We start from the raw sequence: 12,819 nt of genomic DNA on the forward strand, positions 1-12,819 counted from the left end.
CGCTAATCTGTCCAATTTTAATTCAATTGAAAATAAAAAATTTAGTAGTTTTGTCTGCCCCAGTTCAATTTTTTTCTAAGAACATCGTAGTAGTCATAGGCAACAGGGTGAATGAGCCTTAAACCGAGTGGGTGCTTTTTAATGATCACTTCATCACCAGGCATTACAGAAAGCATAATATGGCTATCACAGCTTATTTGCAGTTGCGCGTCATTTGAATTTGATACAACAATACGTACCTCGCTATCTGCATCAACGACTAAAGGCCTGCTACTTAATGTATGTGGAAACATAGGGATTAATGAAATAGCGTTTAAGTCTGGATGAACAATAGGTCCGCCGCCTGACAAAGAGTAAGCTGTTGATCCCGTTGGGGTGCTTACTATTAAACCGTCCGAGCGTTGGTGGAATACAAAGCTGTTATTAATATAGGCTTCAAACTCAATCATATGAGCAATTTTATCGGCATGCAAAACAACCTCGTTAACGGCGGAGTTACTTGCTTTAACTGTTTGGTGTCTGTGAACGCTCACATCAAGCAAAAAACGCATTTCAGTTTTGAACTCACCTGCAATGACTGATTTTAACGTTGATTTGAAGTTTTCTGGGTCTAGGTCCGTTAAAAATCCAAGGTTACCACGGTTAACACCAATGACCGCAACATCAAAACGGCTCAGCACTCGAGCTGCCCCCAACATGTTGCCATCACCACCAACAACAATTGCTAAGTCACATCGCTTTCCGAGGTCAACTAAACTAGCAGATTCTATTTGGCTATCAGATACATATTCCTCAATCTGCTCATCAACAATGACAATAACTTCTTCGTTTATTAAAAACTCATAAAGCTCGTTTACGGTTTGCATTGTCTCTTCATGATTTGCTTTGCCTATCAAACCAATTGTTTTAAAGTGTTTGTCCATTGATTAATTCCGAATCGCCCAAATAATAGCATTAACGCGTTATAGCTTGTTTCACCCTGAAAATGAAGTCAGAGTATTAATTTAGATGATAAAAATAAATAAAAATCAAAGAACTGAAGCGGTACTTGAGTTGGTGATCAAGAGTTACTTGTCACTTGGCGTGCCAATATCATCTAAGTTTATCGTGGCAGAGTCTGGCATTAATGCAAGCCCAGCAACAATTCGAAACGTAATGATGGGGCTTGAGCAAGATGGCTTCATTTATTCCCCGCATACTAGCGCAGGCCGAATACCAACTACCGCCGGATTGCGTCACTATGTAAATCAATTACTAAGTTTTGAATCTGCCGACGAGGGTATGCTTCAACAGTTAAGCGCCAGTTTAGAAAAGTCTAAAACGCCACCTGAAATGTGTAACAAAGCTGCTCGAATGATTGCAGATATGACAAATCTAACGGGCCTTGTTGCCATGCCAAAAACAAACAATGTAATGATCCGTCAGTTAGAGCTTGTTCGTCTAGCTGATCAACGTTTGTTGTGCGTGCTAATTGACCAACATGACGAAGTTCAAAACCGAGTGGTGGATTTACCATTTGTTGTGACGGACGTTTTACTGCAAAACACGTTACAAATGTTGAACTCAGCCTTAGCGGGTTTCTCATTAGAAGAAGGGCAACAGCGGCTTTCTTATTTTATGAAACAATCGAGCGATGAGGTGCAAGCCTTAGTTAAGGCCGCGCTGTTTGGCGATGCGGTAGAATTAAATGAACAAGTGCTTTTTAGAGCCGGGGAAACAAGATTATTAAACGATGAGATTGCGACTGATACTGCAAACTTGAGAAAGGTGCTAAAAAGCGTTTCAAATATCTCAGTGCTACAACCTCTTTTCTCGTCTTGTTGTACAAGTCAGAATGTTCATGTATTTATTGGTGACGAAATTGGCATCGATTCTTTAAAGAATTGCTCTATTGTTGCTAAGTCGTTTTACAAGGACAATAAAGTAGCTGGTGTCATGGCTGTGGTAGGTCCTAAACGTATGGACTATCAGTCGGTCATATTATCTGTCGATTTATCGACGAATATTCTAACATCGGCCTTGAATCATCAGCAGTAATCCCCATAATACGCACCATACACATTTTATTTAACACATCAGTTTGGAGTAGTAAGACTCATGTCTGAACAAGAGACTAATAAACAAGCAGAAAATGCCCAAGAAGTAGAGATTAACGAAGCAGAAGTTGTTACTGAAGAAGTAAACACTGAAAACGTTGATGCGTCTATAGAGACTGTTGATGATCAAATTGCAAAGTTACAAGCTGACTTAGCGGCCGCGAATGCTCAAATTGATGCTCAAAAAGAATCGGTTGTTCGAGCAGCAGCAGACGTTGAAAATATTCGCCGACGCGCAGCACAAGATGTTGAGAAAGCGAGAAAGTTTGCGCTTGAAAAGTTTGTAAATGAATTGTTGCCTGTTATTGATAATATGGAACGTGCGATTGAGTTTTCTGACAAAGAAAATGAAACGTTAAAGCCTGTATTGGAAGGTGTTGAATTAACTCAAAAGTCATTTGTTGATGCAGTATCAAAGTTTGGCGTTGAGATTGTTGATCCTCAAGGTCAAAAATTTAATGCTGAATTTCACCAAGCAATGGCAATGCAACCATCTGCCGACGTAGAGCCAAATACCGTTATTGCAGTTATGCAAAAAGGTTTCACCTTAAATGGCCGTTTATTGCGTCCAGCTATGGTTATGGTATCTAAAGCAGCTGAATAAAAGTAAATTCACTGCAACAAAAAAAGCACCGAAAGGTGCTTTTTTTATGTATTCTATTTAACCGCTGTATTTTGTTGGCGATGTCATTCGTAAAATTAACATCACACAAGCATTAATATTTTCAGACTATTTTTTTAATGTTGCAATAAACTGATTCGATTCATCTACTGCTTTACCCATGTCGGCAATGAGCGCTGAAATTTCTGTTTTTAACGAATCAAACTCGCCTTTTATTGCAGATACCGCCGCAGCGTTAAGGTTGTGCTTAAGGTAAAGTACATTGTCTTTAAGCGTTGCTAATATTGGGTCCATTTTAGACTCAGCTCTGCGCATGCTTCTTAATAATTGTGAAAATTGGCGCTCAGTTTGTTTTAATTTCTTTTCACTAGCACTTCTAAGGTTCGCATTGCTGTATTGCGTTAGCTCTTCTTGCCACTCATCAAATAAGTCTTCTGCAACATCTTCTACGTCATCAATTTTTTTACTAACTAAAGCTGCCGATTTGAAACTGGATTCATAATCATCGTTAAGTTGATTATAAACTTTCTCAATTTCGCCACCTTCAAAATTGGTTAATAAAACCAATCGCTCATATGCTGACTTAAACTCTTCTTGGGTTTCTGTTTGCGCATCTCTTGCTTCTTCTACTCTATCAACCAAGATTTCACGTTTGTGAACGCCTACTTTTTCCATCGCAGCATAATAAGCAGATTGACACGCCGATAGTAAAATTAGCGTGGATATAACGGTTAACGTTTTAATTAACTTCACATTAAACTCTCTTTTATAAGTTTTAGTTTTATCCAGTATATGAAAAGTATCGGCAAAAACTACTTTTTATTGAAACTGTTTTATTTAAGTTTTAATGGTTTACTGTATTATTTCATCATAAACACAACAAGCAGTAGAGAGCAGGCAATGACAAACGTTGGAATATTTGGCGCCAATGGCCGAATGGGTAAAAAATTAATTGAAGCAGGTATTGAGAGTGACGTTGTTAATATCTCTGCGGCATTTGTAAGAAGCAGCTCTTCGTTAATTGGAGCAGATATTGGTGAGCTTATTGGTGAAGCTAAATTAGGCGTTAGTTTAATTTCAGAGTCTGCAGAATCTGTATCGGATAGTAATGTATGGATCGATTTTACATTACCAGAAGCTCTGGAAAACCACATAAACTGGTGTGTTAATAATAAATGTAATTTGGTTATTGGGGTAACCGGACTATCAGAACAACAAAAAGTCCTTATTGAAAAGGCTGCGGAAAAGGTAGCCATTGTCTATGCCACTAATTTTAGTACTGGTGTTAACTTAATGAATAGCCTATTAAAAACAGCGGCACAGGTTATGGGTGCGCAATCTGATATTGAAATAGTGGAATCACATCACCGTCATAAAAAAGATGCACCTTCAGGCACTGCTATTACAATGGGTGAATACATAGCGGATGGGCTAGGCGTGAATCTCGCCGACGTTGCCGAGTACGATAGAAATAACATAGTAGGTGAAAGAAATCAGGGCAGTATTGGCTTTGCCAGTCTTAGGGCAGGCGATATAGTAGGTGAACATACCGCTTTATTCGCAGATATAGGCGAAAGACTTGAAATAACCCACAAAGCAACAGATAGACTTACCTTTGCGAAAGGTGCAATAAGGGCTGCAGCTTGGGTAAGTAAAAAGCAAAAAGGCTTGTTTGATATGCAGGATGTGCTTGGTTTTTAAGTTTTAGGCACGGTTAATAGTATCTAGAGAGCTAATTTGATACAAAGTGCTTATTTTTACAATTTTATATAATTTTCCTAGCCTAAAGTCGATCTCTTAGCTACAATAACCGGAATTTGCCTAATGTTTTTAAGGCTAAGGTTAACCGATAGCAGAAATACCCCGTTTCTGCTCATTAATGCTAGGAGGTTATCTTGACTCAACCCGCGCTATTAGTTCTGGAAGACGGAACTATATTCCGAGGAACCGCCATCGGTGCAGAAGGTATTTCTGTTGGAGAAGTTGTCTTTAATACTTCAATGACAGGATATCAAGAAATACTCACCGACCCCTCATACGCAGAACAAATCATCACCCTCACTTATCCCCATATCGGCAATTACGGCACCAATTCAGAAGACGAAGAAAATGACACTATCTGGGCAAAAGGCCTAGTTATTCGTGATCTTCCTTTATTGGCAAGTAATTTTCGAAGTGAACAGGATTTAAGTAGTTATCTGAAAGCTAAGAATGTGGTTGCAATTGCAGACATTGATACGCGTAAATTAACGCGAATTCTTAGAGATAAAGGTGCGCAAAAGGGCTGCATAGTGACACTTGCTGAGTTTAACGAGCAAGCAGAAACTAAAGCATTAGAAGGTGCAAAGGCATTCCCTGGTTTAAAAGGAATGGATTTAGCGAAAGTGGTTTCTTGTAAAGGATCATTCTCGTGGACTTCGCAAAGTTGGCAACTAGGTCAAGGCTTTTCTGAATTAGAAGATCCAAAGTTCCATGTTGTTGCTTATGACTTCGGTGTTAAAAGAAATATACTTCGTATGTTAGCAGACCGCGGTTGTAAACTAACCGTAGTGCCGGCACAAATATCTGCGGCAGAAGTATTAGCATTAAAACCAGACGGTATATTCCTCTCTAATGGACCTGGTGATCCAGAGCCATGTGATTACGCAATCACAGCAATTAAAGAGTTTTTAACAACCGACATTCCTATTTTCGGAATTTGTTTAGGGCACCAGCTATTAGCTTTAGCAAGTGGTGCTCAAACAGAAAAAATGAAATTTGGTCATCACGGTGGTAACCACCCAGTTCAAGATCTATCGAATAAGAAAGTAATGATCACAGCTCAAAACCACGGTTTTGCAGTTAAAGAAAGTTCGCTACCAAGTAATTTAGTAGCAACGCATAAGTCATTATTTGATGGAACACTACAAGGCATAAAACGTACGGATAAACCGGCATTTAGTTTTCAAGGTCACCCTGAAGCTAGCCCAGGTCCACACGATGCTGCGCCGTTATTCGATCATTTCATTGAATTAATGAACGAACGTAACTAATTTCACCGAATTTAAGAGACTTACACTATGCCTAAACGTTCCGACTTAAAAAGTATCTTATTATTGGGTGCGGGCCCAATAGTTATTGGTCAAGCTTGTGAATTTGACTATTCAGGTGCGCAAGCCTGTAAAGCATTAAAAGAAGAAGGTTATCGAGTTATCCTAGTAAACTCGAATCCTGCGACTATTATGACTGACCCAGAGATGGCAGATGCGACTTATATCGAGCCTATTCATTGGGAAGTAGTTGAAAAAATTATAGAAAAAGAACGTCCGGATGCAGTACTACCTACAATGGGTGGCCAAACAGCGCTGAACTGTGCATTAGATTTGGAAAAGCATGGCGTACTTGAAAAGTATAACGTTGAAATGATTGGTGCATCTGCCGACGCAATTGACAAGGCAGAAGACCGCAGTCGTTTTGACAAGGCGATGAAAAAGATTGGATTGGAATGCCCAAGAGCAGAAACATGTAACACTATCGATGGTGCTTATGATGTTCTAACTCGAATTGGCTTTCCTTGTATTATTCGACCTTCGTTCACTATGGGTGGAAGCGGTGGCGGTATCGCTTACAACAAAGAAGAGTTTGACGAAATCTGTCGTCGCGGCTTGGACTTATCCCCAACGAGCGAGTTATTAATTGATGAGTCTTTAATTGGCTGGAAAGAATATGAAATGGAAGTGGTTCGCGACAAGAACGACAACTGTATCATTATTTGTTCAATCGAAAACTTCGATGCCATGGGTGTTCACACCGGTGACTCAATTACGGTTGCGCCTGCACAGACCCTAACGGACAAAGAATTCCAAATCATGCGAAATGCGTCTTGCGCAGTTTTACGTGAAATTGGTGTTGAAACTGGTGGTTCAAACGTACAGTTTGGTGTTAACCCAGTTGATGGCCGTATGGTTATCATTGAAATGAACCCACGTGTTTCTCGTTCATCTGCGTTAGCGTCAAAAGCGACTGGTTTCCCAATCGCAAAAATTGCCGCTAAGTTAGCAGTAGGTTATACGTTAGACGAATTAAGCAATGACATTACCGGCGGTGCAACACCTGCGTCATTTGAACCGACTATTGACTATGTAGTTACAAAAATCCCTCGCTTCAACTTTGAAAAGTTTGCTGGCGCTGACGATAGATTAACAACTCAAATGAAGTCGGTTGGTGAAGTAATGGCAATTGGCCGTAACCAACAAGAATCACTTCAAAAAGCATTACGTGGACTAGAAGTTGGCGTATCAGGCTTTGATCCAATTATTGATTTATCAAGTGAAGACGCTCACGAAAAAATAATTCGCGAGTTAAAAGAGCCAGGTGCTGAACGTATTTGGTACATAGGCGATGCCTTCAGACATGGTATGGACTTAGAAGCCGTATTTAAGTTAACTAATGTTGACCCATGGTTCTTAGTTCAAATTGAAGACTTGATAAAACAAGAGCAATTAGTTGCTGAACGTGGATTTGCAGGTCTAGATGAGCACTTCCTTCGCTCACTAAAACGTAAAGGTTTTGCCGATCAACGTATCGCGGACGTTCTAGCGGTAAGCGAAAAAGAAATTCGTAAAAAACGTCAAGCGTTTGGAATACTGCCTGTTTACAAACGTGTTGATACTTGTGCTGCTGAATTTAGTTCAGATACAGCATACATGTATTCAAGTTATGATGACGAGTGTGAGTCTTTTCCGTCAGATAAAGACAAAATCATGGTTATCGGTGGCGGCCCTAACCGAATAGGTCAAGGTATTGAGTTTGACTATTGTTGTGTTCACGCCTCTCTTGCACTGCGCGAAGATGGTTACGAGACAATCATGGTGAACTGCAACCCAGAAACGGTTTCTACCGATTACGATACGTCAGACCGTTTGTATTTTGAACCAATTACGCTTGAAGATGTGCTTGAGATTGTTCGAGTTGAAAAACCAAAAGGTGTCATCGTTCAGTATGGTGGTCAAACACCACTTAAATTGGCTCGTGAGCTTGAAGCTAACGGAGTTCCAATTATTGGTACTTCTCCAGATGCAATTGACCGCGCTGAAGACCGTGAACGTTTCCAACAAATGGTTGAGCGTTTAGACTTGCTACAGCCTGAAAACTCTACGGTCACTTCTGTTGAACAAGCTATTAGTAAATCAAAAGAAATCGGTTTCCCACTTGTTGTTCGTCCATCTTATGTATTAGGCGGCCGTGCAATGGAAATCGTTTACGATGAAAATGACTTACGTCGTTATATGACCGAAGCGGTATCTGTTTCAAATGAAGCGCCAGTTTTATTAGACCGTTTCTTAGATGATGCGATTGAAGTAGACGTTGATGCGATTTGTGACGGTAAAGATGTCGTGATTGCAGGTATTATGGAACACATTGAGCAAGCAGGTGTTCACTCAGGTGACTCAGCATGTTCATTGCCTGCATATACTCTATCTAACCAAATTCAAGACGTAATGCGTAAGCAAGTTCGTGACATGGCATTAGAGCTAGGCGTTATTGGTTTGATGAATACGCAGTTTGCCGTTAAAGATGGCGAAGTGTATTTAATCGAAGTTAACCCTCGTGCTGCTCGTACAGTTCCTTTTGTTTCAAAAGCGACAGGTATGCCAGTTGCTAAAATTGCCGCACGTGTAATGGCAGGTCAAAGTTTAGCGTCCCAAGGTATTACTAAAGAAATTATTCCACCTTATTACTCTGTGAAAGAAGTTGTTATTCCATTTAACAAATTCCATGGTGTAGATCCAATGCGAGGCCCTGAAATGAGGTCTACTGGTGAAGTAATGGGTGTAGGTAATACGTTTGAAGAAGCCTACGCAAAAGCTCAACTTGGTGCGAGTATTGAATTAGCACGTGACGGTAGAGCATTGATTTCAGTTCGCGATACGGATAAAGTGCGTGTAATCGATTTAGCTAGAAAGCTAATTGAAGCTGGCTTTGAGCTAGACGCAACACGTGGTTCACATAAAGTGTTAAGTGAAGCAGGGATCTCTTGTCGTAAAGTAAACAAAGTTTACGAAGGCCGACCTCATATTCTAGACCGTATTAAAAATGGCGAGTATAGCTATATCATTAATACTGTTGAAGGTCGCCAAGCAATTGAAGACTCTAAAGTGTTACGTCGTGGTGCATTGCGCTATAAGGCGAATTATACAACTACGTTAAATGCGGCGTTTGCAACATGTTTGGCAAATACAGCGGATGATCGTGGTACAGTAGATTCAGTACAAAACTTACATAAGAGAATTCAATAATTATGAGTACTCAAGTTCCAATGACAGTGAAGGGCGCGGAAGCCCTTCGCGAGGAATTAAATGAGCTTAAAACAGTGGTCCGCCCACGTATAGTTGCTGATATTGCATCTGCACGTGAGCACGGCGACTTAAAAGAAAATGCTGAATATCATGCTGCGCGTGAACAGCAGGGCTTTTGTGAAGGTCGAATTCAAGAGATTGAAGCGAAACTTTCAAATGTTCAAATCATCGACGTAACCAAAATGCCAAATACTGGCAAAGTAATTTTTGGTACAACAGTAACAATTGTTAACTGTGATACTGATGACGAAACGACTTACCATATTGTTGGCGAAGATGAAGCTGACATTAAAAAAGGTAAAATATCAATTGGCTCTCCTATCGCGAGAGGCTTAATTGGTAAAAGCTTAGATGATGTTGTTACAATCACAACACCAGCTGGTAATGTTGAATTCGAAATTATCGAAGTTCAATATATCTAGTTCAAAAGACTTGATAGCAAATTATAGAAGCCAGTTAATCGCTGGCTTTTTTTTGCTTGAAAAATACGATTCCATACCTATATAAAGGGTAAGTTGCTCGCAACTATCATTCATTTTAACGTTTAAATTTTCAATGTGAGTACTATGTCTCCTAATATATTCAATCTAACGGCTGAAAACATTCAAGCGGATCTTTTAGAGCCTTCAAAAGACACTTTATTCATTATCGATTTTTGGGCGGACTGGTGTGAACCTTGTAAACAGTTAATGCCGGTACTTGATAAAATCGCATCTGAAAATGTAGGTAAAGTGGTTTTAGCCAAAGTAAATTGTGATGAGCAGCAACAATTAGCGGTACAGTTTGGCATTAAAAGTTTACCAACTGTTATGTTGTTCAAAGACGGCCAGCCAATTGATGGTTTTGCAGGGGTTCAGTCAGAATCAGAAATAAAGGCGATGTTAGAAAAGCATTTGCCAAAACCTGAGCATGAGCTTTTCCAACAAGCGATTGCAGCGCATCAAGCTGGAGATAAGCCTTCAGCCTACACTTTTATAAAACAAGCATTAGAATTTGATCCAGAAAATCCTGACTTTACCATTCTATTAGCTGATATTTGCGTAGACATTGGCAAAATGGACGAAGCCAAAGCTATTTTAGAGCAGGTCAAGCTGGCGAATCAAAATACTCAATATCAACATGTATTAGCAAAATACGAATTAGCGGAGCAAGCTGCCGATACTCCAGAGATTCAGGCGCTTCAAAGTGCATTACAAGCTGAGCCCGACTCTTTAGAGTTAAAGTGTCAATTGGCTATTGCTTATCATCAAGTTAAAAAACAAGAAGACGCTTTACAGTTGTTACTGACGGTTCTTAAAAAGGATTTAGGGTTTGGTGAAGCTAAAAAGCTTTATCTAGATGTTATTGCGAGTCTTCCTGATGGAGATGAACTAGCGACAAAGTATCGTCGCCAGTTATATACTCTTTTATATTAACCTTATGATTGTTGATGTAGTCGGTGATTGTGTAAGATCAACTAGTGAATTTATTGAGCCCAGTCTTTTAAACGACCATATTGATAGAAAAACCGTTGCCCCATTCTTCTAAATGGGGCAAATGGAAATGAAGGCAGTTCTGTCATGAGTGGTGAACTAACTTCTTGTTCGGAAATTAAATCAGCAAGTTGTTTACCGGCCCACGCACTAAAAGATACACCTGAGCCGCAATAACCAGTGGCATAAAATATATTGTCATCGGTTTTGTATATATGGGGCATTTGATCGAATGCCACAGAAATCCAGCCACTCCAACCATAATCAATTGTTACTGTATTTAAACCAACAAAACTGGATTGCAACTCCTGAAGAAGTCTGTGTTGGTATTTAGGGTTAGATGCCGCTTTTCCTGTAATCGCGCTTCGTCCACCAAAAAGTATTCTATTGTCGGGTAGGAGACGGTAATAATATTTTAATTCTCTGGTATCCATCATCACTTGGTGAGTTTTAAAGTTACTTTGTTCTATTTCATTGGGTGTCAAAGGGCGAGTCACAATCACACTGGTTAAAACTGGTAGAACTTTCCCATTTAATGGTGTGTTCAAACTTTTTGGCGTATAGCCATTTGTTGCAATGACAAGTTTATTGGTTTTAACTGATCCACTTGGCGTAATAACATGGTGAGTATTATTTTCGGACTTTGTTATTTCATTAGCAGGGGAGTGAGTGTAAATATTAACGCCCAAATCCAGCGCTAGTTGAGCATAGTGATTAACAAGTTTAAGTGGATTAATACCAAAACCGTTTTTATAACGAATTGCGCCGTATACATGCTGGTGGTTTACAAAGTTTTTATTGAAGTCATTCTTTGTTATCACTTCAACATCATAGTTGAAGTTACTTTGTAAATAGGCTGCACTAGTGTTGAGCTTTTCAAACCAGGATTTGCTGTGTGCCAGCTTTAAATAACCCTGCTCTGTTTTATCTGCATTGCCGGGTAAGCTAGATAGCCGAGTCTCAAGTAAATCTATTGCGCTAATAAACTGATCATGAAGCTTTAAGGTTTGAGCGGTTCCAAAACGTGATTCCAACTCTTTATAGCTTAGGCGACCACTTCCTGGTAAGACAAAACCTGCATTTCTGCTACTGCATCCCCAACCAATTTGGTTTGCGTCTATGACAGTTATATTCTTAATTCCAGCGTTCGCTAATTCGATAGCGCAACTCAACCCTGTATAACCAGCCCCAATAATAAGAACATCAGTTTGGATATCTGCATCTAATGCTTTAGTTGTTATTGGTTGTTCATTAGCGTTCCAGTATGAATCTGACGGAGGTTGATTAAATGGAATCTGATTTTCAACAAATGGATCGTACATATTCGTCTTGTACATTTATTAAAAGACCAACATCATTTCTGATGCATCACAATGACAATCATTACCACACAAAATACAAACGTAGTCTGGAATGGTTGGATCGTCATTCCACCTGCGTGCATGAGTCTTTATTAATTGTCCGCCTGCTTTTGTAAAATACTTAAAAGAAGCATTACCTGGACTTTGCATCCATATATGACTTAACCCTGCTTTTGCACCCATTTCTTTTAAGGTAGTTATAGAGGTTTGTAGTAATTGTCCGCCTAACCCTTTGCCCTGGTAGTCAGGATGTATGGTATTACATTTAAAGTAAGCAACATGTTCTTTATTAACCGGCCACTTGTCTGAAGTACACCATTTATCTAGTGGCCATTTATTAGGGGCGTAGGATAATCTAAAGCCTACTAATGTTTGATCGTGATACATAACGTAACTAGCATTTAATGAACCTACCGTACTTTGATTTAAGATCTTGCTTATAGACGTTTCATCTAAATAGCCATCTCCATGAACTTTATTGCCCAGTTCTATTACTGCTGCAAAGTCTTCGTTACTTAAGTTCTTAATTAAATAATCAGTCAATGTATCTCTCCATTGTTAAATATGAACTGTATCTGTTTTCCCTATTGTACTTTATTAGCGTATTTCCATACACATTCTATAAGGAGATATTTATACGCTAGACCCATTTCTGTCATAGTTCTAGTTATTTTGAGGTTGGGCCGAGTATTAAATCCTAAATTTTGTCCTATAAATTAACTAAAAAGAGGTGTTTCAGTTTGCATTTTAAACGACTTGTTTAATCTTTGTTCAGTCGGTTTGTTTTAGTGGTTATATTTAATAAAAGCGCTTGCGCAACGTAATTAGATCTCTATAATGCGTCCTCGTTGTCAGGGAGACATCAAACGGCTTGAAACGTAAAGTGAAGGTGGTTTGGATTGACTCAAAACGGTTTAGAAAACTTTCTCA

General features: G+C 39.4%; 11 protein-coding genes. 7 read left to right on the forward strand and 4 right to left on the reverse strand.

All coding sequences use genetic code 11. The features are described 5' to 3' along the window. Positions 1-41: 41 nt before the first annotated feature. Positions 42-923, reverse strand: coding sequence for an NAD(+) kinase (gene nadK, locus ABD009_RS12045; protein ID WP_343825688.1), 882 nt, complete (start codon positions 921-923; stop codon positions 42-44). 85 nt (positions 924-1,008) lie between these two features. On the opposite strand from nadK, the gene hrcA reads away from it, so the two are divergent. Both hrcA and grpE read left to right on the forward strand, forming a co-directional pair. After that, positions 1,009-2,037 carry a heat-inducible transcriptional repressor HrcA gene (hrcA, locus tag ABD009_RS12050; protein WP_343825690.1) on the forward strand — a complete coding sequence of 343 codons (1,029 nt, stop codon included), beginning with the start codon at positions 1,009-1,011 and terminating at the stop codon, positions 2,035-2,037. Positions 2,038-2,097: 60 nt separating this feature from the next. Continuing rightward, complete coding sequence (gene grpE, locus ABD009_RS12055) at positions 2,098-2,700, forward strand: nucleotide exchange factor GrpE (RefSeq protein WP_155696112.1); 603 nt, start codon at positions 2,098-2,100, stop codon at positions 2,698-2,700. 126 nt (positions 2,701-2,826) lie between these two features. Here grpE and ABD009_RS12060 read toward each other — a convergent pair whose 3' ends face one another. Further along, positions 2,827-3,462 carry a DUF2959 domain-containing protein gene (locus tag ABD009_RS12060; protein WP_330997847.1) on the reverse strand — a complete coding sequence of 212 codons (636 nt, stop codon included), beginning with the start codon at positions 3,460-3,462 and terminating at the stop codon, positions 2,827-2,829. Between the two features lie 156 nt (positions 3,463-3,618). On the opposite strand from ABD009_RS12060, the gene dapB reads away from it, so the two are divergent. The 5 genes from dapB (at position 3,619) to trxA (ending at position 10,471) form a co-directional block, all read left to right on the forward strand. After that, positions 3,619-4,419: a 4-hydroxy-tetrahydrodipicolinate reductase gene (dapB, locus tag ABD009_RS12065; RefSeq protein ID WP_343825693.1), complete on the forward strand. Its 801-nt coding sequence runs from the start codon at positions 3,619-3,621 to the stop codon at positions 4,417-4,419. Between the two features lie 194 nt (positions 4,420-4,613). Continuing rightward, positions 4,614-5,750, forward strand: coding sequence for a glutamine-hydrolyzing carbamoyl-phosphate synthase small subunit (gene carA, locus ABD009_RS12070; protein WP_343825694.1), 1,137 nt, complete (start codon positions 4,614-4,616; stop codon positions 5,748-5,750). A gap of 27 nt (positions 5,751-5,777) precedes the next feature. Further along, a complete protein-coding gene (gene carB / locus ABD009_RS12075) occupies positions 5,778-8,996 on the forward strand; it encodes a carbamoyl-phosphate synthase large subunit (RefSeq protein WP_343825696.1) in 3,219 nt (1,072 codons plus the stop codon). A 2-nt stretch (positions 8,997-8,998) separates the two neighbouring features. Continuing rightward, entirely contained in the window at positions 8,999-9,478 is a 480-nt protein-coding gene (gene greA, locus ABD009_RS12080) for a transcription elongation factor GreA (protein WP_155696108.1), read from the forward strand. A 144-nt stretch (positions 9,479-9,622) separates the two neighbouring features. Continuing rightward, the gene (gene trxA / locus ABD009_RS12085; RefSeq protein ID WP_343825699.1) at positions 9,623-10,471 is read left to right on the forward strand and encodes a thioredoxin; all 849 of its coding nucleotides are present in this window, start codon (positions 9,623-9,625) and stop codon (positions 10,469-10,471) included. A 50-nt stretch (positions 10,472-10,521) separates the two neighbouring features. Here the strand turns inward: trxA and ABD009_RS12090 are convergent, their stop codons facing one another. Beyond that, positions 10,522-11,865 (reverse strand): NAD(P)/FAD-dependent oxidoreductase, encoded by a 1,344-nt coding sequence (locus tag ABD009_RS12090; RefSeq protein ID WP_343825701.1) that lies wholly within the window; start codon positions 11,863-11,865, stop codon positions 10,522-10,524. A 3-nt stretch (positions 11,866-11,868) separates the two neighbouring features. Further along, on the reverse strand, positions 11,869-12,432 hold the full coding sequence (locus tag ABD009_RS12095) for a GNAT family N-acetyltransferase (protein WP_343825703.1): 564 nt from the start codon (positions 12,430-12,432) through the stop codon (positions 11,869-11,871). Positions 12,433-12,819: the final 387 nt, after the last annotated feature.

Source organism: Psychrosphaera haliotis (genome assembly GCF_039523615.1).
In the GTDB taxonomy this organism is placed as follows: Bacteria; Pseudomonadota; Gammaproteobacteria; order Enterobacterales; family Alteromonadaceae; genus Psychrosphaera; species Psychrosphaera haliotis.

What these genes read in the sequence shown, in the direction of transcription:
- nadK (WP_343825688.1), bottom strand. Translation starts at nt 923, where the DNA reads ATGGACAAACACTTTAAAACAATTGGTTTGATAGGCAAAGCAAATCAT.
- dapB (WP_343825693.1), top strand. Translation starts at nt 3,619, where the DNA reads ATGACAAACGTTGGAATATTTGGCGCCAATGGCCGAATGGGTAAAAAA.
- ABD009_RS12090 (WP_343825701.1), bottom strand. Translation starts at nt 11,865, where the DNA reads ATGTACAAGACGAATATGTACGATCCATTTGTTGAAAATCAGATTCCA.
- trxA (WP_343825699.1), top strand. Translation starts at nt 9,623, where the DNA reads ATGTCTCCTAATATATTCAATCTAACGGCTGAAAACATTCAAGCGGAT.
- grpE (WP_155696112.1), top strand. Translation starts at nt 2,098, where the DNA reads ATGTCTGAACAAGAGACTAATAAACAAGCAGAAAATGCCCAAGAAGTA.
- greA (WP_155696108.1), top strand. Translation starts at nt 8,999, where the DNA reads ATGAGTACTCAAGTTCCAATGACAGTGAAGGGCGCGGAAGCCCTTCGC.
- hrcA (WP_343825690.1), top strand. Translation starts at nt 1,009, where the DNA reads ATGATAAAAATAAATAAAAATCAAAGAACTGAAGCGGTACTTGAGTTG.
- carB (WP_343825696.1), top strand. Translation starts at nt 5,778, where the DNA reads ATGCCTAAACGTTCCGACTTAAAAAGTATCTTATTATTGGGTGCGGGC.